This window comes from Cyanobium gracile UHCC 0281, assembly GCF_034931305.1.
In the GTDB taxonomy this organism is placed as follows: domain Bacteria; phylum Cyanobacteriota; class Cyanobacteriia; order PCC-6307; family Cyanobiaceae; genus Cyanobium; species Cyanobium gracile_A.
The window spans coordinates 1-17,150 of record NZ_JAYGHY010000008.1 but is presented as its reverse complement, the minus strand read 5'-3'; the positions used below and the strand labels follow the sequence as shown (position 1 = coordinate 17,150).

Annotated in this window: 21 protein-coding genes, 2 tRNA genes and 1 pseudogene; 12 read left to right on the top strand and 12 right to left on the bottom strand. The window is 69.7% G+C overall.

Annotated elements, in window-relative coordinates; translation table 11 throughout:
* Positions 1–17: 17 nt before the first annotated feature.
* A complete protein-coding gene (locus VB739_RS04140) occupies positions 18–617 on the bottom strand; it encodes a Ycf66 family protein (protein ID WP_323355852.1) in 600 nt (199 codons plus the stop codon).
* A gap of 91 nt (positions 618–708) precedes the next feature.
* On the opposite strand from VB739_RS04140, the gene VB739_RS04135 reads away from it, so the two are divergent.
* From VB739_RS04135 to crtR, 3 genes are all read left to right on the top strand, one after another.
* Positions 709–790, top strand: a tRNA-Leu gene (locus VB739_RS04135).
* 77 nt (positions 791–867) lie between these two features.
* Positions 868–2,418 carry an alpha/beta hydrolase family protein gene (locus tag VB739_RS04130; RefSeq protein WP_323355851.1) on the top strand — a complete coding sequence of 517 codons (1,551 nt, stop codon included), beginning with the start codon at positions 868–870 and terminating at the stop codon, positions 2,416–2,418.
* 85 nt (positions 2,419–2,503) lie between these two features.
* The gene (crtR, locus tag VB739_RS04125) at positions 2,504–3,523 is read left to right on the top strand and encodes a beta-carotene hydroxylase (RefSeq protein ID WP_323355850.1); all 1,020 of its coding nucleotides are present in this window, start codon (positions 2,504–2,506) and stop codon (positions 3,521–3,523) included.
* 27 nt (positions 3,524–3,550) lie between these two features.
* Here crtR and gatC read toward each other — a convergent pair whose 3' ends face one another.
* Together gatC and VB739_RS04115 are read right to left on the bottom strand one after the other, a co-directional pair.
* Complete coding sequence (gene gatC / locus VB739_RS04120) at positions 3,551–3,844, bottom strand: Asp-tRNA(Asn)/Glu-tRNA(Gln) amidotransferase subunit GatC (protein ID WP_323355849.1); 294 nt, start codon at positions 3,842–3,844, stop codon at positions 3,551–3,553.
* Positions 3,845–3,871: 27 nt separating this feature from the next.
* Positions 3,872–4,690, bottom strand: coding sequence for a creatininase family protein (locus VB739_RS04115; RefSeq protein WP_323355848.1), 819 nt, complete (start codon positions 4,688–4,690; stop codon positions 3,872–3,874).
* A gap of 70 nt (positions 4,691–4,760) precedes the next feature.
* Here VB739_RS04115 and VB739_RS04110 point away from each other — a divergent pair, with 70 nt between their 5' ends.
* Positions 4,761–5,057, top strand: coding sequence for a DUF6679 family protein (locus VB739_RS04110; RefSeq protein ID WP_216908097.1), 297 nt, complete (start codon positions 4,761–4,763; stop codon positions 5,055–5,057).
* Positions 5,058–5,077: 20 nt separating this feature from the next.
* Here VB739_RS04110 and VB739_RS04105 read toward each other — a convergent pair whose 3' ends face one another.
* Positions 5,078–5,215, bottom strand: coding sequence for a hypothetical protein (locus VB739_RS04105; RefSeq protein WP_015109478.1), 138 nt, complete (start codon positions 5,213–5,215; stop codon positions 5,078–5,080).
* Positions 5,216–5,344: 129 nt separating this feature from the next.
* On the opposite strand from VB739_RS04105, the gene VB739_RS04100 reads away from it, so the two are divergent.
* Complete coding sequence (locus VB739_RS04100) at positions 5,345–6,025, top strand: DNA-3-methyladenine glycosylase (protein WP_323355847.1); 681 nt, start codon at positions 5,345–5,347, stop codon at positions 6,023–6,025.
* Positions 6,022–7,032 carry an aspartate carbamoyltransferase catalytic subunit gene (locus VB739_RS04095; RefSeq protein ID WP_323355846.1) on the top strand — a complete coding sequence of 337 codons (1,011 nt, stop codon included), beginning with the start codon at positions 6,022–6,024 and terminating at the stop codon, positions 7,030–7,032. The genes VB739_RS04100 and VB739_RS04095 overlap by 4 nt, the downstream gene beginning before the upstream one ends.
* Before the next feature lie 19 nt (positions 7,033–7,051).
* Here VB739_RS04095 and VB739_RS04090 read toward each other — a convergent pair whose 3' ends face one another.
* The 4 genes from VB739_RS04090 to VB739_RS04075 form a co-directional block, all read right to left on the bottom strand.
* A complete protein-coding gene (locus VB739_RS04090) occupies positions 7,052–7,438 on the bottom strand; it encodes a DUF565 domain-containing protein (protein ID WP_323355845.1) in 387 nt (128 codons plus the stop codon).
* A 269-nt stretch (positions 7,439–7,707) separates the two neighbouring features.
* Positions 7,708–7,905, bottom strand: a complete 198-nt coding sequence (locus VB739_RS04085) for a hypothetical protein (protein WP_015109473.1) — start codon at positions 7,903–7,905, stop codon at positions 7,708–7,710.
* Between the two features lie 44 nt (positions 7,906–7,949).
* Positions 7,950–8,123 carry a PCP reductase family protein gene (locus tag VB739_RS04080; protein WP_416233300.1) on the bottom strand — a complete coding sequence of 58 codons (174 nt, stop codon included), beginning with the start codon at positions 8,121–8,123 and terminating at the stop codon, positions 7,950–7,952.
* Between the two features lie 68 nt (positions 8,124–8,191).
* Positions 8,192–8,264: transfer RNA gene (locus VB739_RS04075), tRNA-Ala, on the bottom strand.
* 46 nt (positions 8,265–8,310) lie between these two features.
* On the opposite strand from VB739_RS04075, the gene VB739_RS04070 reads away from it, so the two are divergent.
* Both VB739_RS04070 and coaBC read left to right on the top strand, forming a co-directional pair.
* Complete coding sequence (locus VB739_RS04070; RefSeq protein ID WP_323355844.1) at positions 8,311–8,529, top strand: DUF2555 domain-containing protein; 219 nt, start codon at positions 8,311–8,313, stop codon at positions 8,527–8,529.
* On the top strand, positions 8,519–9,817 hold the full coding sequence (gene coaBC / locus VB739_RS04065; protein WP_323355843.1) for a bifunctional phosphopantothenoylcysteine decarboxylase/phosphopantothenate--cysteine ligase CoaBC: 1,299 nt from the start codon (positions 8,519–8,521) through the stop codon (positions 9,815–9,817). The genes VB739_RS04070 and coaBC overlap by 11 nt, the downstream gene beginning before the upstream one ends.
* On the opposite strand, the gene VB739_RS04060 is transcribed toward coaBC, so the two are convergent.
* The gene (locus VB739_RS04060; RefSeq protein WP_323355842.1) at positions 9,783–10,121 is read right to left on the bottom strand and encodes a hypothetical protein; all 339 of its coding nucleotides are present in this window, start codon (positions 10,119–10,121) and stop codon (positions 9,783–9,785) included. The two genes, coaBC and VB739_RS04060, sit on opposite strands and share 35 nt — an antisense overlap.
* Before the next feature lie 112 nt (positions 10,122–10,233).
* Here VB739_RS04060 and psbO point away from each other — a divergent pair, with 112 nt between their 5' ends.
* The 4 genes from psbO (at position 10,234) to VB739_RS04040 (ending at position 14,880) form a co-directional block, all read left to right on the top strand.
* Positions 10,234–11,046: a photosystem II manganese-stabilizing polypeptide gene (gene psbO, locus VB739_RS04055; RefSeq protein ID WP_323355841.1), complete on the top strand. Its 813-nt coding sequence runs from the start codon at positions 10,234–10,236 to the stop codon at positions 11,044–11,046.
* A 125-nt stretch (positions 11,047–11,171) separates the two neighbouring features.
* Positions 11,172–12,341 (top strand): sulfate adenylyltransferase, encoded by a 1,170-nt coding sequence (gene sat, locus VB739_RS04050; RefSeq protein ID WP_323355840.1) that lies wholly within the window; start codon positions 11,172–11,174, stop codon positions 12,339–12,341.
* A gap of 66 nt (positions 12,342–12,407) precedes the next feature.
* Entirely contained in the window at positions 12,408–14,252 is a 1,845-nt protein-coding gene (ftsH3, locus tag VB739_RS04045) for an ATP-dependent zinc metalloprotease FtsH3 (RefSeq protein WP_323355839.1), read from the top strand.
* A gap of 16 nt (positions 14,253–14,268) precedes the next feature.
* Positions 14,269–14,880, top strand: coding sequence for a bifunctional 4-hydroxy-2-oxoglutarate aldolase/2-dehydro-3-deoxy-phosphogluconate aldolase (locus tag VB739_RS04040; RefSeq protein ID WP_323355930.1), 612 nt, complete (start codon positions 14,269–14,271; stop codon positions 14,878–14,880).
* A gap of 8 nt (positions 14,881–14,888) precedes the next feature.
* Here VB739_RS04040 and aroC read toward each other — a convergent pair whose 3' ends face one another.
* The 3 genes and pseudogenes from aroC to VB739_RS04025 all read right to left on the bottom strand — a co-directional run.
* A complete protein-coding gene (gene aroC, locus VB739_RS04035) occupies positions 14,889–15,977 on the bottom strand; it encodes a chorismate synthase (protein WP_323355838.1) in 1,089 nt (362 codons plus the stop codon).
* Positions 15,978–16,025: 48 nt separating this feature from the next.
* Positions 16,026–16,880: a methyltransferase domain-containing protein gene (locus VB739_RS04030; RefSeq protein WP_323355837.1), complete on the bottom strand. Its 855-nt coding sequence runs from the start codon at positions 16,878–16,880 to the stop codon at positions 16,026–16,028.
* Between the two features lie 144 nt (positions 16,881–17,024).
* Positions 17,025–17,150: pseudogene (locus VB739_RS04025) on the bottom strand (photosystem II q(b) protein); the annotation flags it as partial.

The following is a 17,150-nucleotide window of genomic DNA, read 5'->3' as shown; positions in this document are numbered from 1 at the left end:
GGCGCGAGAAGGCTGGATTATCCCGCCTCGCCGAGACCCTCCCCCGGCTCCGCTGTCGCGGGCTCGGGCGGGGCTTCCGGCAGCGCCTGCTCCAGCAGGGCATCGATCTCCTCGAAGCTGCTGACCACAGGGGGAGCGTCCTCCGGGACCTCAGGCGTCTGCCTCTCTGCCGGCGCCGCTTCCGGCTCGGGCCGCACCCACTTCTTGGTGCTGGCGGGGCGGGCCGCGCGCCGTTCCGCCAGCCACGACCCCAGCCCACCCACCACGCCGCTGGCCAGTTGCAGCAGGCGGCCGAAGGAGGCGCCGATCTGGCTCAGGCTGGTCTGCCAGCGCTCCACCGACCACAGCCGCTGCCGTTCCTCCTCGCTCAGCAGCCGCCAGCGGCCCTGGCCCACTTCCACGCCGAGCCGGCCGATCAGCAGGCCGCCGCACAGCACCGCCAGCATCGGCGCGCCCGTGAGCCGCTCGGCGCTGGTGACGAGCACCAGGCCCAGCAGCAGCACCACCGCCCCCCAGACCGAGTCCCGGGCCCGACTCAGTTCGGAGGCCAGCAGGGGCAGCAGCAGCAGCAGCAGACCGAGCAGCAGGGCCAGGGAGCCTCCAAGGGTGGCAAGCATGGCCAGGACAACGTCTCGGCCCATTCTGGGCGGTGACGCTGGGGCTGCTTCGTGCAGATGGCAACGGCGCTGCTGCTTAGAGTTGCTCAGCGCCCACCTGGCGGAATTGGTAGACGCGCTGGATTTAGGTTCCAGTGGCTCAGGTCGTGGGGGTTCAAGTCCCCCGGTGGGCATCGATGAGCGATCCAGGCCAGCCCAGGGGTGTCGTTTGGGTGGCACACCTACGCTGCCCACCATCAGGAACCGAAGCATGACGAGCCCACTCCGCCAGCTCACGGCGCTGCTCCTGGGCGCGGGGTCGCTGCTGGCGGGGGCGCCTGGCCAGGCGCTGGAGCAGATCCAGATGATCCTTCCCCTGATCGATACCCCGTTCACGATCCAGCTCAGCGAGCTCCGTGATCAGAGCAAACTGCTCTCCGGCGACAGCGATCTTGCCGAGCTCGACCGGGCCACCGATGGGGCGATCGGCCAGAGGCTGGTCGAGGCGTTCCAGACCCCCCTGCCCCTGCCGATCAAGGCGTTTGCCGAGCAGTCTGTGGGCTCTCCCCTGGTCAACCAGGTGCTGCTGCTGCTCTCGTCGGTGGTGCTGGTGGAGGGGGTGACCCAGCCGATCGACAGCCAGGGGCTGGCCGCTTCGCTGGCCGCCAGCCAGGCGAAGGGGAGCCTCAACCTGCTGGACGTGCTTGAAGCCATGCCCGGCAAGAGCGCCTCGGTGGATCTGCAGCGGGTGGTCCTCGCCATTGATCGCGTCACCAGGCAGCAACGTCTGGGCAACTCCCTGGTGACGTCCCTGCCCGCCGCCGCGATCAACCCGGACCTGAGCCAGGCGGGGCCGCTGGCGGTGAAGCGCCAGGAGCTGGCGATCCCCGTCCAGCACCGCCCCAAACCCCTGCAGGTGGTCACGATCCAGCCCGAGAGCGGCGCCAACGGCCGGCTGGTGGTCATCTCCCATGGCCTCTGGGACGACCCCGAAAGCTTTGAGGGCTGGGGCCGGCACCTGGCCAGCCATGGCTACACGGTGCTGCTGCCCCGCCACCCCGGCAGCGACCGCTCGCAGCAGCAGGCCATGCTCTCCGGCAAGATGCCGCCCCCCAGCCCGGACGACCTCAAGTTGCGGCCCATGGACGTGACCTCTGTGATCGACGCGGCCGCGGCGGGCAGCCTGGCGTTGCCGGCGGGCCTGCGCACCGACAACGTCGTGGCGATGGGCCAGTCCTATGGCGCCACCACGGTGCTGCAGCTGGCCGGGGCCCGTCCCAGCGCGGCCCTGCTCAACCGCTTCTGCAAGGACGTCACCAACCCGGAACGCAACATCAGCTGGGTGCTGCAGTGCAGTTTCATCACCTCCGCCGACCAGGCCGGTCTGGCCGATCCCCGCGTCAAGGCGGTGGTGGCGGTCAGCCCGCCGATGTCGCTGCTGTTCGACCAGGGCTCAGCCCGCACCATGACCGCGCGGGCCCTGGTGGTCAGCGGCAGCCGCGACTGGGTGGTGCCCTCGGGGCCGGAAGCGCTCCGGCCGATGGCCCTGGAGGCGCGCAACGTCGGCGGCGGCCACCGGCTGGTGCTGGCCAAGGATGGCGACCACTTCAACCTGCGCTCCTCCTACGAGGAGGGGGGCGGCGCCCTGCGGGGGCTCCTGCTGGCCTGGACCGACGGCGCCTTTGCCGCCGGCGCCGCCGTGGCCCCGGGCCCGAGCGCCCCGTCGCTGCTGCCCCCCGATGGCTGGGGCGACATGGAGTTCCCCCTGGTGGATGTCACCGCCAATCTCCGCACCCTGCCCATCGGCCCCAAGCAGCCGTGACGCCTCCTTCTCCGCTCCTATCGCGCCGACGGGGCGTCTTCCGTAATCTGGGTCCTCCTTTGGGATTCCAGACCTGGCCCAGGCCATGACCGACACGCTGGCACCCTCGTCCGCCGCCGTGGCCGCGACCACAGCCGTGCCGCGGCGCAGCGTTCCGCGGGAGTACCTCGATCCCCCCGCCGCCTGGAACCCCACGGTGGGCCTGTTTCTGGCCGGCTATGGCCTGGCGGCCCTGACGATCTGGGGTTGGTTCGTGGCGGGCTGGCCCCTGCCGCCCCTGCTGGCCCTGGGCTTCCTGGCCCTGCATCTCGAGGGCACCGTCATCCACGACGCCTGCCACAACGCCGCCCACCCCCACCGCTTCTGGAATGCGGTGATGGGCCACGGCGCTGCCCTGCTGTTGGGCTTCAGCTTCCCGGTGTTCACGCGGGTGCACCTGCAGCACCATGCCCACGTCAACGATCCCAAGCTCGACCCCGACCACATCGTCAGCACCTTCGGGCCCCTGTGGTTGATCGCGCCGAGATTCTTCTATCACGAAGTCTTCTTCTTCCGCCATCGCCTCTGGCGCCACAACGAGCTGTTCGAGTGGGTGCTGGCCCGCACCATCTTTGTGCTGATCGTGGTGGCGGCCGCCCAGCACAACTTCCTGCCCTTTGTGTTCAACTGCTGGTTCGCCCCGGCCCTGATGGTGGGGGTCACCCTCGGCCTGTTCTTCGACTACCTGCCCCACCGCCCCTTCCAGTCCCGCAACCGCTGGCACAACGCCCGCGTCTACCCGAGCAGACTGATGAACTGGCTGATCATGGGGCAGAACTATCACCTGATTCACCACCTCTGGCCGTCGATCCCCTGGTTTGAATACCAGCCCGCCTATCTCGCCACCAAGCCGATTCTCGATGCCAAGGGTTCACCCCAACGGCTGGGATTGTTCGAGAGCCGCACCGACAGCCTCAACTTCCTCTACGACATCTTCCTGGGGGTGCGCTCCCACAAGAAGCGCCGCAGCCGCCTGCGGCCGATCGTCCGGCTGATGCCCACCCGCCATGCCCGCCGGCGGGTGCTGGAGCTGTTGCACCGCACCGCCATCTCACCAGTGCGCTGAACGCCCATTGGGCTCCTTGCCGGCGCTTCAGTCCGCAAGGATCCGGGGCACCCGGAAGAAATCCCCCTCGCGCTGGGGAGCCAGCGAGAGCAGTTCCTCCCGCACCGGCGTGGGGTCCACCGCGTCGGGGCGGGTCACGTTCACCACCTCCACGGCCCGGGTGGTGGGGGGCACCCCTTCGGTGTCCACCTGCTCCAGATGGGCGACGTAGTCGAGGATCCGCTCGAGCTGGCCGGTGTAGGTGGCGATGCGTTCTTCAGGAAGGGCCAGGCGGGCCAGCTGGGCCACCTTGCGCACGTCCTCTTCTGAGATCCGACCCATCGTCCATCCACACATCCGAACCCGAACTTAACCGGCGTCCCCTTCCGGCCCCAGGAAGGCGGCCAGGTCCTCGCTCAGGGCTGTGGCCGCCAGCTCCAGGAAGCGGGCTCCGTCGTCGGCCGTGGCCAGGAAGGGGTCGGAGCCCATGCGGCCATCGGGATGGCGGCGGCGGAAGTCCTCGGGGCCGTGGATCGGCCCGGCCGGCGCTGCCTCGGGCAGGGGCCGCTGCTTGGCCGTGAGGCTCGGCTCCAGGTGCAGGGTGAGGGCGATCTCGCTGGGGGTGGCATGGTGCCCCTCCCGCTCGCCATAGCGATCGCGGGCCTCCCGCATCACCGGGCCGGCGGTGAACCAGTTGGCCAGACGGCAGCGCAGCCGCTCGGCCCCCGGCAGGCCCCGGGCCGCGGCGGTGCCGTAGGCCTGGGCGAAGGCGGCCCGGGCGGTGGCGATGTTGCCGCCGTGGCCGTTGATCACGTAGATGCGCTCGAAGCCGTGGCGCGCCAGCGAGAGCACCACGTCATGGAGCACGGCCAGCAGGGTGGAGGGCTGCAGGCTGATGGTGCCGGCGAAGCCCAGATGGTGCTCGGCCATGCCGAAGGCTTGCGCGGGCGTCACCAGCACGCCGGTGCGACGTCCCACCTCCAGGGCCACCGCTTCGGCGGTGAGGGCGTCGGTGCCGATGGCGCCGGTGGGACCGTGCTGCTCGGTGGAGCCCAGGGGCACGATCACCCCGCGGCAGTGGGCCAGGTAGGCCTCCACCTCGGGCCAGCTGCGCAGCTGCAGCCGGATCTCCTCGCTGCCGGCCACGGGGCCCGGAACCGTGCTGGGGCCTGGGGCGGTGCTGGGCATCGATCGGGTCATGGTGAACATGGCGGCCTGCGCCGTGCTGCCTAGGATCGACCCTATCCGCGGCGTCACGATGCTGCATCGCAAGCTCGACCGATTTCGCCTCGAACAGCGGCCGGTCTGGGTCTACCTGCTCGACCAGCAGCGCTGGATCGAGCGGGCCCTGGTGGTGGAGATCGAGGGCGATCTGGTCACCCTCCGCTTCGACGAGGAAGACGGCGACGAGCGCCACAGCTGGGAGGAGAGCGTGCGCCTCGCCTCGATCGGGGCCGTCAGCACCCGGCTGGCCTCGGTGAGCCTCTCCGCCGATGCCGACGACCTGCCCACCACCGGCGACTGCCCCGAGGCCGAACGGCTGGGCCGTCCCTGAGGCGCGGGTGCCAGCTCAGGTCAGTGGGCGGTGCCGTTGCCGTCGTAGTCGTCGGTGTCGTAGTAGCCGCCCTTGGTGCCGAAGAACAGGGTGGTCAGCACGAACAGGCCGCTGACGGCCAGCAGGACGGTGCCGAGGTTGAAGCTGGCGGTTTCCATGGAGGGGGAGTTGATCGGCGGGCCCCTGTCGATTCAGGGCTGCTCCCACTGTGGCCCCGCCCTGCCCCCCCGGCGCGGCGGGGGGGACCGCGGTCCGCTTCCCCGCACCATTCCCCAGCGCCGCCGCCCGTGAACGACCGAGAGGCCGCCCCCCTTCCCCCGTCCTTTTTTGCCCGTCCGGCCGAGGTGGTGGCCCCCGAGCTGCTTGGCTGCCTGCTGCTGAAGCGCCAGGCCGATGGGGTGCTGCTGGCGGGCTTGATCGTGGAAACCGAGGCCTACTGCCAGTCGGAGCCGGCCTGCCATGGCCACCGCCGCCGCAGCCCCAGCAACGAGACGCTCTTCGGCGAGCCCGGCCGTTTCTACGTCTATCTCACCTACGGGGTGTATCACTGCGTCAACGTCGTCACCGGCCGGCGCGACTGGGCCAATGGGGTGCTGCTGCGGGCGGCAGCCCTGCCGGGGGAGCCGGAGCGGACGGCCGCCGGGCCGGGTCTGCTGGCCCGCCGTTTCGGTCTCGACCGCGGCCACGATGGAACAGTGGCCTCTCCGGCCTCGGGCCTCTGGCTGGCGCCCCGGCCGCCCGAGGTGGCGGCGCTGCTGGAGGGGCCAACGGATGGCGGGCGGGCGGCGCTGCTGCAGACGCAACGGATCGGCGTTTCCCAGGGTCAGGAGCTGCCCTGGCGCTGGTACCTGCGCGCCAGCCGCAGTGTCAGCCGGCGGGCCCGGGGCGATCGCACCCCCCGCTTCGATGGGTTGCTCGCCGTGCTGGCCTCTACGGTTGGAGGGTTCGACGGGAGCAGGACGCCTTGAGCGGCTGGAGTCACCGCCACGTGCTCGACCTGGCGTCCTTCTCGGTCGCAGACTTCGCCACCGTTCTTGAACTGGCCCAGCGCTTCCGGGCCCTGCCCGTGGCCGGTGCGCGCCGGTTGCCGGCCCTGCAGGGCCGGCTGATGACCAGCCTGTTCTTCGAGCCCAGCACCCGCACGCGCACGAGCTTCGAGCTGGCGGCCAAACGGCTCTCGGCCGAGGTGCAGAGCTTTTCCCCCTCCTCCAGTTCCCTCAGCAAGGGGGAAAGCCTGCTGGACACCGCCCGCACCTACGTGGCGATGGGGGCCGACATCCTGGTGGTGCGCCACCGCTGCACCGGTGTCCCCCACAGCCTGGCCCGCGACCTGGATCGCTGCGGCGAGCGGGTGTCCGTGCTCAACGCCGGGGATGGCCTGCACAGCCACCCCAGCCAGGGCCTGCTGGATCTGTTCACCCTGGCGCGCCAATTCTCCCCTGAGGCCCCCACCCCCGAGAGCCTGCGGGGCCGGCGCATCGTCATCGTCGGCGACGTGCTCCATTCCCGGGTGGCCCGCTCCAACCTCTGGGCCCTCACCGCCTGTGGCGCCGATGTCGTGCTCTGCGGTCCGCCGACACTGCTGCCCGACTGCTTCGCCGATTTCGTTCTGGCGCCGCCGCCGGGGCAGGCCGCCGATCCGGTGGCCGTCCGGGGCCGGGTGCAGGTGGAGCGGCGGCTGGAGCAGGCCCTGCCCGGGGCCGATGCGGTGATGACCCTGCGCCTGCAGAAGGAGCGGATGCAGCAGCACCTGCTCACCAGCCTCGACACCTATCACCGCCAGTACGGCCTCAGCCACCGGCGCCTGGCCCTCTGCGGCGACGGGGTGCCGGTGCTGCACCCCGGGCCGGTGAACCGGGGCGTGGAGATCGCCGGCGAGCTGCTCGATGATTCCGACCGCTGCCTGGTGGAGGAGCAGGTCCGCAATGGCATCCCGATCCGCATGGCCCTGCTGTATCTGCTCGCCGCGACCTGAGCGCCGTCAGCGGCACCACTCAGAGCAGCTTGAAGCCATCCAGCAGCAGGCCGTAGAGCAGCCCCATGCGGGCCATGTCGAGCACCTGCAGCCGCAGTTTCAGGGGCTGGGCCAGCAGGTGTCTTCTCAGACGGGCCGCCACCTCAATGGCCAGCACACAGACCAGGGCCCCGAGGGGATCCAACAGGGACAGGGCGCCGATGATCGAGCCGACGCTGCCGCCGACCACGAATCCGCTCAGCAGCACGATCAGCAGCAGGGAAAGGCGCCGCCAAGGGTTCTGTGCCCAGGCCTCCAGCAGGTTGCCCGACTGGGTGATGCGCTGCTGGAATCGTGTCTGCTGGAAGCGGGGAGGCAATGGTGGAAACCTGCCGCTGTTGAGAAGGGGGAGCAGGGGGCTCAGCACCCAAGGGTGAAAAGCCACTGGCGGTGATCCCCATCACCCGGCCCAAACCCTGCGACCTCTGGTCTACACCATCTCTGGCGCCTTGACAGCACTTTCCCCCCACCGATAGGGGATACCAATAAAAAAGCCCGAGGCCTAGGCCCGGGCGGGTGATGGGGACGACACCAGCAAACCAAGCTCTTCGGGCTCGGGCAAGGGGGGGCAGCCGCTGACCGGAGCGTCCCTGCGGGGGCTTGACGCCCGGGGTGGCCGATCTCAGACGTCGCGCTTCAACCGTCGCCGTCTTTCTTGCGGGAGCCTTTGCCCTCCAGCAACTCCAGCAGGGCCTCCATCTGGGCCATCACCCCACGCACCTCTCCGGCCTCGGGCAGCAGGCCATCTTCCATCACGCCCTGGTGCATCTCACGCAACTCCTGTCGGATGTAGCGCAGATGACTGACAACCTGTTCTCGTTTGGACTGCGACATCGAGCGGGCCCCTGATCAACCCCCTCTTTTACCCCATCGCCGATTCACTTCCGTCCGAAACGCTCCTTGGCCTGCTCATAGAAGGCCAGATCCACACCATCCAGGCCGGCTTCTCGGGCCATGGACTCGATCCGCCGGCGAATGATCGGCCGCACCACGAAGGGAATCTCCTTGAGGCTGGTTTCCGCGTCGTTGCTCCAGTTCATCGGGGCGGACATGGGGGTCTGCGGCTGGCCGGCGGTGGCGTCAGGGCGGGGGGATCGCCATCGCCGGCCAGAATGGTGGATGGAGAATAGGGGACTCGAACCCCTGACCTCTGCGGTGCGATCGCAGCGCTCTACCAGCTGAGCTAATTCCCCTTCGATCGCCATTATCACCATCCCGTCCCCCTTCCCGGCCGCCACCTTGGTTGAATCCAGCCTGTCCATCACCCCCGAGCGGCTCGCGGCCTTCGACGACGCGTCCATCGCCGAGCTGGCCCGGCGCCTCGAGGACGACGACTACCCGACACCGTTCGCGGGCCTCGCCGACTGGCACCTGCTGCGGGCCCTCGCCATCCACCGACCCGACCTGATCCAGCCCTACGTCCATCTGGTGGATCAGGAACCTTTCGATGAGGAGTGAGACCCCGGTGGTCTCCTCCGTGATCCCCGCCGATCCGCTTGCCGGGCGGCGGGTGCTGGTCCTGATCAGCGGCAGTATCGCGGCGGTCAAGCTGCCCCTGGTGGTGAGTGCGCTCGTGCAGCGGGGCGCCCTGGTGCGCTGTGTCCTCAGCCCCAGCGCTGAGCGGCTGGTCAGTGCGGTGGCCCTGGCCAGCCTCAGCCGTGCCCCCTGCCACGTCGAGTCCGACCAGTGGAGCCACCGGGAGGCCCGGCCCCTGCACATTGAGCTGGCCGAGTGGGCCGAGGTGGTGCTGCTGGCCCCCCTCAGTGCCACCAGCCTGGCCCGCTGGGTGCAGGGCCTGGCCGACACCCTGCTGGCCAGCACCCTGATCGCCAGCGAGGCGCCCGTGCTGGCCGCCCCGGCCATGAACAGCGCCATGTGGGCCGCCCCGGCGGTGCGCCGCAACTGGCGGGAGCTGCAGGGCTGGGAGCGGGTGCTGCCCCTGGAGCCGGGCAGCGGCCTGCTGGCCTGCGACCGGGTCGGGGATGGGCGCATGGCCGACCCGGAGCTGTTGCTGCTGGCCCTGGAGTCGGTGCTGTTGGCCGGTTGCCGCCGCGACTGGCAGGGGCGCCGCCTGCTGGTGAGTGCCGGCCCCACCCGGGAGCCCCTCGATCCGGCCCGCTGCCTCACCAACCCCAGCACGGGCCGGATGGGTGTGCTGCTGGCCCAGGCGGCCCGCCTGCGCGGCGCCAGCGTCGACCTCGTGCATGGCCCGCTGGCGGTCGATCCGGCCTGGCTGGAGGGCCTGCACAGCCACCCCGTCCTCACCGCAGCCGAGATGGAAGCGGCGCTGCTGCGGCTGCAGGGCGGCGCCGATGCCATCGCCATGGCCGCCGCCGTCGCCGACCACCGGCGCCGCACCCCCGAGCCCACCAAGCTCCCCAAGCAGGCCCTGGCGGACGCGCTTGGCAGCGGCTGGGAGGCGGTGCCCGATCTGCTGGCGGGCCTGGTGCAACGCCGGCCGCCGGCTCAGGCGATCCTGGGGTTCGCGGCCCAGAGCGGTGAGGTGCTGGAGCAGGCACGGGCCAAGTTCGCCCGCAAGGGCTGCGACCTGCTGTTCGCCAATCCGATCGATCGCGCCGATGCGGGATTTGCGGCCGCCGGCAACGAGGGCTGGCTGCTCGGCCCCAGGGAGCGGCAGCGCCACTTCGGCCCTACGGGCAAACTGGCCCTGGCCCACGCGCTGTTGTCGGCGCTGGCCGAGGTGGTGGCGCTCAGGGCTCCGGTTCAGGCGACAGCAGATCCATGAACGTGCGCAACTGCAGCCGCGGGATGTAAGGCCAGCCGCCGCTGCTTTCCATCTCCGAGAGCAGGGTGAACAGGCCGTTGCGGTCGCTGGGGAGGCTGTTGCGGAAGGGGCCGTCCTGGATGCTGCGGTGCAGGTGTTCGATGCGACGCAGCAGATCGAGCAGGGCTTCGGGGTGCTGGGCGCGCTGCTCGGCGATCCGGAGCAGGGCGTCGAGGGGCTCCTGGAGGTCGGGGGCGGCCTGTGCTGGGGACGGCGGCGACAAGGGCGTGGAGTCGTCGATCGGGTGGGTGCGGCTCAGGGACATCGTCCTCTCATACAGGTTGTTGAGAGCCCACGCAAGCCGCCTGGAATGGGTGTTTTGCACCGGTAGGATCCCGGCCAGCCCAGTTCCCGTTCCGTCTCTGCGGCTTCTCCCCATGCGTTTCCGTCCCCTGCTGGCCCTCGTGCTGGCTCTGTGCCTGACCCTGGTGTCCGCATGCAGCGGCGGGGCCAAGGCCGTTGATCGGGCCAATCTCACCTACGAAGACATCCACAACACCGGTCTGGCCAACGACTGCCCGACCCTGCCCGATTCCGCCCGCGGCACGATCTCCCTGGATCCGTCGGCCCGTTACCAGCTCAAGGAGATCTGCATGCACCCCTCCGAGGTCTTCGTGAAGGGTGAGCCGGCCAACAAGCGCCAGGAGGCCCAGTTCGTCGCCGGCAAGATCCTCACCCGCTTCACCTCCAGCCTGGATCAGGTCTATGGCGACCTCGCCGTGACGGCGGACGGCCTCAGCTTCAAGGAGCTCGGTGGCATCGACTTCCAGCCGATCACCGTGCTGCTGCCCGGTGGAGAGGAGGTGCCCTTCACCTTCTCCAGCAAGGAGCTGTTGGCCTCCGCCGATGGCACGTCGTTCTCCACGAGCACCGATCTGAAGGGCAAGTACCGCGCCCCCAGCTACCGCACCAGCAACTTCCTCGATCCCAAGGGTCGTGGTCTCACCACCGGCTACAGCAGTGCTGTGGGCCTGGTTCCCGCTGGTGATGAGTTCACCGGGGAAACCGTCAAGCGCTACGTGGACGGCACCGGCACCATGGACCTCTCGATCACCAAGGTGGATCCCAGCACCGGGGAGTTCGCCGGGGTGTTCACCGCCATCCAGCCCTCGGACACCGACATGGGCACCAAGGCCGTCGTCGACGTCAAGATCACCGGCGAGCTCTTCGGTCGTCTCGAGCAGATCTGATCGCGCAGGCTGGGGCTCTCCCTGCCATCAGCCGTTCAGCGAAGGGGCCTTAGGGCCCCTTTTTCATGGCCGAACGCCGGTCTGGGAGGATGGGTCGAATCCCTGTAAAGCCCCGGCCCGTCGCCATGACGCTCGCCAATACCGCCCCTCACTCCGATCTGATCGCCCCCCATGGCGGCAGCCTCGTCGATCTGATGGTGCCGACCGACCACCGGGACGGCGTGCGTGCCGCCGTGGACCGGGTGGTGGACTGCAGCCACCGCAATGCCTGCGACGTGGAGCTGCTGATTGTGGGTGGCTTCTCGCCCCTGCGCGGTTTCATGCACCAGGAGGACTACGAAGCGGTGGTGGCGGGCCACCGCACCACCAGCGGTCTGCTGTTCGGCCTGCCGATTGTCTTCGACACCGACGACGCCTCCATCGCCGTGGGCGAGCGGCTGCTGCTCACCTACCAGGGGCAGGACCTGGCCGTGCTCACCGTGGAGAGCCGCTGGGAGCCGGACAAGGTGGTGGAGGCCAAGGGCTGCTACGGCACCACGTCCCTGGAGCACCCGGCGGTGCGCATGATCGCCACCGAGCGGGGCCGCTACTACCTGGGCGGTCGTCTCCAGGGACTGGCCCTGCCTGAGAGGGTGTTCCCCTGCAGCACGCCCGCCGAGGTGCGCGCCACCCTGCCGGCGGGCGAGGACGTGGTGGCCTTCCAGTGCCGCAACCCCATCCACCGGGCCCACTACGAACTGTTCACCCGGGCGCTGGAGGCGCCCAACGTGAGCAAGGGCGCGGCGGTGCTGGTGCACCCCACCTGCGGACCCACCCAGGAGGACGACATCGCCGGTGAGGTGCGCTTCGCCACCTATGAGCGCCTGGCGGCTGAGGTGGCCAACCCCCGCATCCGCTGGGCCTACCTCCCCTACGCGATGCACATGGCCGGCCCGCGGGAGGCCCTGCAGCACATGATCATCCGCAAGAACTACGGCTGCACCCACTTCATCATTGGCCGCGACATGGCGGGCTGCAAATCGTCCCTGACCGGGGAGGATTTTTACGGCCCCTACGAGGCCCAGGACTTCGCCCGCGACCAGGCCACCGAGCTGGGTATGGAAACCGTGCCGTCGCTCAACCTCGTCTACACCGAGGAGGAGGGCTACGTCACCGCCGAGCATGCCCAGGCCCGCGGGCTGCACATCCGCAAGCTGAGCGGCACCCAGTTCCGCCAGATGCTGCGCGGCGGCGAAGAGATCCCGGAATGGTTCGCCTTTCGTAGCGTGGTGGAGGTGCTCAGGGCCGCAGCCTGAGCCCCGTCCAGCACCGGACACCGTTTAACATTCTGTTACTTTCATCCTCATCCAGGAGACAGGGCCGTGAAAAAACGCTGGCGCAACGCGGGGCTCTACGTGCTCCTGGTGATCGTGATGATCGCGGTGGGCACCGCCTTCCTGGAGCGCCCTGATCCGGCCCGGGCCCCTCGCACGCTGCGCTACAGCGATTTCGTTGAGGCCGTGCAGGCCAACGAAGTCTCCCGGGTGCTGATCTCCCCCGACCGCGGCACCGCCCAGGTGGTGGAGAACGATGGCCAGCGCGCCGTGGTGAATCTCGCCCCCGACAAGGACCTGCTCAAGCTGCTCACCGACCACAACGTCGACATCGCCGTGCAGCCCAACCGGGAGCCGGCGGCCTGGCAGCAGGCCATCGGCAGCCTGATCTTCCCGCTGCTGTTGCTCGGCGGCCTGTTCTTCCTGTTGCGGCGCGCCCAGGGCGGTGGCGGCAACCCGGCGATGAACTTCGGCAAGAGCAAGGCGCGGGTGCAGATGGAACCCCAGACCCAGGTCACCTTCGGTGATGTGGCCGGCATCGAGGGCGCCAAGCTCGAACTCACCGAGGTGGTCGACTTCCTCAAGAACCCTGACCGCTTCACGGCGGTGGGAGCCAAGATCCCCAAGGGCGTACTGCTGGTGGGCCCTCCCGGCACCGGCAAGACCCTGCTCGCCAAGGCCGTCGCCGGAGAAGCGGGCGTGCCCTTCTTCTCCATCTCCGGTTCGGAGTTCGTCGAGATGTTCGTCGGTGTGGGCGCCAGCCGCGTGCGCGACCTGTTCGAGCAGGCCAAGAAGAACGCCCCCTGCATCGTCTTCATCGATGAGATCGACGCCGTGGGCCGCCAGCGTGGCGCTGGCCTCGGCGGTGGCAACGACGAACGCGAGCAGACCCTCAACCAGCTGCTCACCGAAATGGACGGCTTCGAGGGCAACACCGGCATCATCATCGTGGCGGCCACCAACCGCCCGGACGTGCTCGATTCGGCCCTGATGCGGCCGGGCCGCTTCGATCGCCAGGTGGTGGTCGACCGCCCCGACTACGCCGGTCGCCTCCAGATCCTTGGTGTCCATGCCCGCGGCAAGACCCTCGCCAAGGACGTGGACCTCGACAAGGTGGCCCGCCGCACCCCCGGCTTCACCGGTGCCGACCTGGCCAACCTGCTCAACGAAGCGGCCATCCTTGCGGCCCGGCGCCAGCTGACCGAGGTGTCGATGGATGAGGTCAATGACGCCATCGAGCGGGTCATGGCCGGCCCCGAGAAAAAGGATCGGGTGATGAGCGAGCGCCGCAAGCGCCTGGTGGCCTACCACGAGTCCGGCCACGCCCTGGTCGGGGCCCTGATGCCCGATTACGACCCCGTCCAGAAGATCAGCATCATTCCCCGTGGCCAGGCCGGCGGTCTCACCTTCTTCACCCCCAGCGAGGAGCGGATGGAGTCGGGCCTGTACTCCCGTTCCTACCTGCAGAACCAGATGGCCGTCGCCCTGGGTGGCCGGGTCGCCGAGGAAATCGTCTACGGCGAAGATGAAGTCACCACTGGGGCTTCCAACGACCTCCAGCAGGTGGCCCGCGTCGCCCGCCAGATGGTGACCCGCTTCGGCATGAGCGACCGCCTCGGCCCGGTGGCCCTCGGCCGTGCCCAGGGCGGCATGTTCCTCGGTCGCGACATCGCCGCCGAGCGTGACTTCTCCGAGGACACCGCCGCGGCCATCGACGAGGAGGTGTCCCAGCTGGTGGCGGATGCCTATCGCCGCGCCACCGATGTGCTGCTCGCCAACCGGGCCGTGCTCGATGAGCTGGCCGAGATCCTGGTGGAGAAGGAGACGGTGGATGCCGAGGAGCTCCAGGAGCTGCTGATCTCCCGCAACGTCACGGTGGCGGCCTACGTCTAGGCCTCCCGGCGACTCCCTGATCGCGTCGCTGCACCACCAGCCCCTGCTGGTGGTGCTTCGCCATCGGCAGCCCTCCTTCCTGGTTCCGCAACTCGAGCAGCTGCATGATCTGGGGGTGTGGCACACGGAGATCGCCTGGGGCCCCGGCGCCGACTGGATCGCCCAGTGCCAGCAGCTGATCGCCAGCTTCCCGGATCTGCGTCTGGGGGCGGCCTCGATCTGCAGTGAAGCCGCCCTGGAGGCGGCGCTGGAGGCCGGTTTTTCCTATGGCGTCTCCCCCATCCTCGACAGTGGCCTGCTGGCGAGGTCGGCCGCCGCCGGCTTCGCCCTGGTGCCTGGTGTGATGACACCCACGGAGGTGAACCGGGCCCGGTCTCTGGGCTGTTCGATCGTCAAGCTGTTCCCCGCCACCACGGTGGGCCTCGGCTACTGGCGGCGCCTGCGCGATCCCCTGAGCGCGCCGCTGCCCTTCTGCATCGCCGCCGGGGGGCTGAAGCCCAGTGATGTGCTCCCCTGGCTGGAGGCGGGGGTGGATGCCGTCGCCCTGGGGGCGTCGCTGGTGGGTGGCGCCCAGGGCGCCGCAGAGCCGCTGCGGCAGCTTCTGGCCGCCCTGCCAACGCGGCCCTGATCAGCCCGTCACCAGAGGCTGCACTGGCCCTGATGGCGCAGCAGGTGATCCGCCAGCACCAGGGCCACCATCGCCTCCACCATCGGCACGGCCCGCGGCAGCACACAGGGATCGTGGCGACCCTTGGCCGCCAGGGTGGTGGCGGCGCCTGAGGCGTCGATGGTCTGCTGCTCCTTGCGGATCGTGGCGGTGGGTTTGAAGGCCACCCGCAGCCGGATCTCTTCGCCGTTGCTGATGCCCCCCTGGATGCCGCCCGAGTTGTTGGTGGCGGTGCGCAGGCGGCCGTCCTCGCTGGGCAAAAAGGCGTCGTTGTGCTCGCTGCCGCGCAGCAGGGTGCCGCCGAAGCCGGAGCCGACCTCGAAGCCTTTGGTGGCCGGCAGGGACATCAGCGCCTTGGCCAGATCCGCCTCCAGCTTGTCGAACACCGGCATGCCCAGACCCACCGGCGGCCGCCGCACCAGGCATTCGATCACCCCACCGCAGGAATCTCCCTCCCGCCCGATCGCCTCGATGCGCTCGATCATCCGCGCGGCGACGGCCGGATCCGGACAGCGGACGATGGTGCTCTCCACCGCCTCCAGGCTCACCGTGGCCGGATCCACGGCGGCCTCGATGTCGTGGATCCGGCGCACCCAGGCGATCACCTCGGTGCCGGCGGCGCGGGCCAGCAGCTGCTTGGCGATGGCGCCGGCGGCCACCCGGCCGATGGTCTCCCGGGCCGAGGCGCGTCCGCCGCCGCTGCGGGCCTGGATGCCGTACTTGGCCTGATAGGTGGCGTCGGCGTGGGAGGGACGGAAGGCCACCTCCATCTCCCTGTAGTCCTGGGGGCGTTGGTCCTTGTTGCGCACCACCATGGCGATCGGCGTGCCCAGGGTGACGCCATCGAGGAGCCCGCTGAGCACCTCGACCCGATCGTCTTCCTTGCGTGGGGTGGTGATCTTGCTCTGGCCGGGTTTGCGGCGGTCGAGCTCCGCCTGGATGGCCTCCAGATCGAGCGACAACCGCGGTGGGCAGCCATCGACGATCACGCCCACGCCACCGCCGTGGGATTCACCGAAGGTGCTGATGCGGAAGAGGTGGCCGAAGCTGCTGCCCATGGCGTCCTGTGACTGGCGCGAGACTACGAAGCGGGTGCGGTGAAGTGTTCAGGTCCTGCGGGCCCTGACCTCCAGGATGGTGGGACCCACCCAGAAACTGCCGGGATCGGCCCGGCTCGCCGCCATCTCCAGCCTGGCCGTCTCGGCCTCTTCCGGGCTCCAGAGCCCCAGGGCCTGGAGCCTGGAGCCGTACAGCGTCACGAACATCTCCAGCCAGCGGGCCGGCCATTCCCCCGCCCGCCCCAGCACCGGCAGCGGCAGCAGCTCCTCGATCTCGAACCCCCTGGCCGCGAGCAGGGAGGGCAGCCGGCGACTGATGTCGGGGTCACCACCGGCCTGCCGGAAGCTGCGTTGCACGGCCCGGCTGAAGCGGGCCATGGCGTGGCCATGGGGATGGAGGCCAAAGGTGTCCCAGTGGACGTACTCGTGGAACAGAACCCGGCCGCCCCTGGCCAGGCAGAGCGGCAACGGATCCAGCAGGGGTTCGACCTCCGGCAGGAACATCGCCAGCCAGCGGCACCAGACCAGGTCGAAGGGGCCTGCGGGAACCGGATCGCGGAGCAGGTCATGGCATCGCATCTCCAGTTGGCCCAGATCAGCGTCCTGCGCCAGCTGCTGGCCATGCCTCACATAGGCCGGGTTCTGCTCCAGGGCCAGCACCTGGCCGGTGGGACCCACGATCCTGGCCAGATCCAGGGCCACGAACCCCGGGCCCGCGCCCAGGTCGATCGCACGCTCCCCAGGGCTGAGGGCGGCCCGCCCGAGGGCCGCCTGCAGGAGGGGGCGCCACAGGTCGTGCTGCAGCCGCAGCCGGTCCAGTTCCACGGCATCGTTTCCCAGCACGTAGGTGTCGTGGCTGGCGGCTGGGGCCTGGGGTTCCGGCGCTGTCAGGTGAGCTGGCATTTGCTGCCGTCGAGCCTGCCAGACCTCGGGGCCGGCGCCTGAAGCCAACAAAAAACCCCCTGCGCTGGCAGGGGGTTCGAAGCGATCAAGGTCAGACCAGGATCAATCGATCAGGGGGATTCCAGGGAAACCGGGAGAACCGGATCAGCCGATGGCCGGGGCGGTCAGGGCCACAGGGGTGGCGCTGGCAGCCGCCAGGTCGAGCGGGAAGTTGTGCGCATTGCGCTCGTGCATCACTTCCATGCCCAGGCCGGCACGGTTGAGCACGTC

Coding starts and splice junctions, on each gene's coding strand:
- VB739_RS04060 (WP_323355842.1), bottom strand. CDS start 10,121: ATGTCCCTGAGCCGCACCCACCCGATCGACGACTCCACGCCCTTGTCG.
- aroC (WP_323355838.1), bottom strand. CDS start 15,977: ATGGGCAGCAGCTTCGGCCACCTCTTCCGCATCAGCACCTTCGGTGAA.
- psbO (WP_323355841.1), top strand. CDS start 10,234: ATGCGTTTCCGTCCCCTGCTGGCCCTCGTGCTGGCTCTGTGCCTGACC.
- VB739_RS04105 (WP_015109478.1), bottom strand. CDS start 5,215: ATGGAAACCGCCAGCTTCAACCTCGGCACCGTCCTGCTGGCCGTCAGC.
- VB739_RS04085 (WP_015109473.1), bottom strand. CDS start 7,905: ATGTCGCAGTCCAAACGAGAACAGGTTGTCAGTCATCTGCGCTACATC.
- sat (WP_323355840.1), top strand. CDS start 11,172: ATGACGCTCGCCAATACCGCCCCTCACTCCGATCTGATCGCCCCCCAT.
- VB739_RS04080 (WP_416233300.1), bottom strand. CDS start 8,123: ATGTCCGCCCCGATGAACTGGAGCAACGACGCGGAAACCAGCCTCAAG.
- VB739_RS04140 (WP_323355852.1), bottom strand. CDS start 617: ATGCTTGCCACCCTTGGAGGCTCCCTGGCCCTGCTGCTCGGTCTGCTG.
- coaBC (WP_323355843.1), top strand. CDS start 8,519: ATGAGGAGTGAGACCCCGGTGGTCTCCTCCGTGATCCCCGCCGATCCG.
- VB739_RS04030 (WP_323355837.1), bottom strand. CDS start 16,880: ATGCCAGCTCACCTGACAGCGCCGGAACCCCAGGCCCCAGCCGCCAGC.
- VB739_RS04130 (WP_323355851.1), top strand. CDS start 868: ATGACGAGCCCACTCCGCCAGCTCACGGCGCTGCTCCTGGGCGCGGGG.
- VB739_RS04110 (WP_216908097.1), top strand. CDS start 4,761: ATGCTGCATCGCAAGCTCGACCGATTTCGCCTCGAACAGCGGCCGGTC.
- crtR (WP_323355850.1), top strand. CDS start 2,504: ATGACCGACACGCTGGCACCCTCGTCCGCCGCCGTGGCCGCGACCACA.
- gatC (WP_323355849.1), bottom strand. CDS start 3,844: ATGGGTCGGATCTCAGAAGAGGACGTGCGCAAGGTGGCCCAGCTGGCC.
- VB739_RS04115 (WP_323355848.1), bottom strand. CDS start 4,690: ATGCCCAGCACCGCCCCAGGCCCCAGCACGGTTCCGGGCCCCGTGGCC.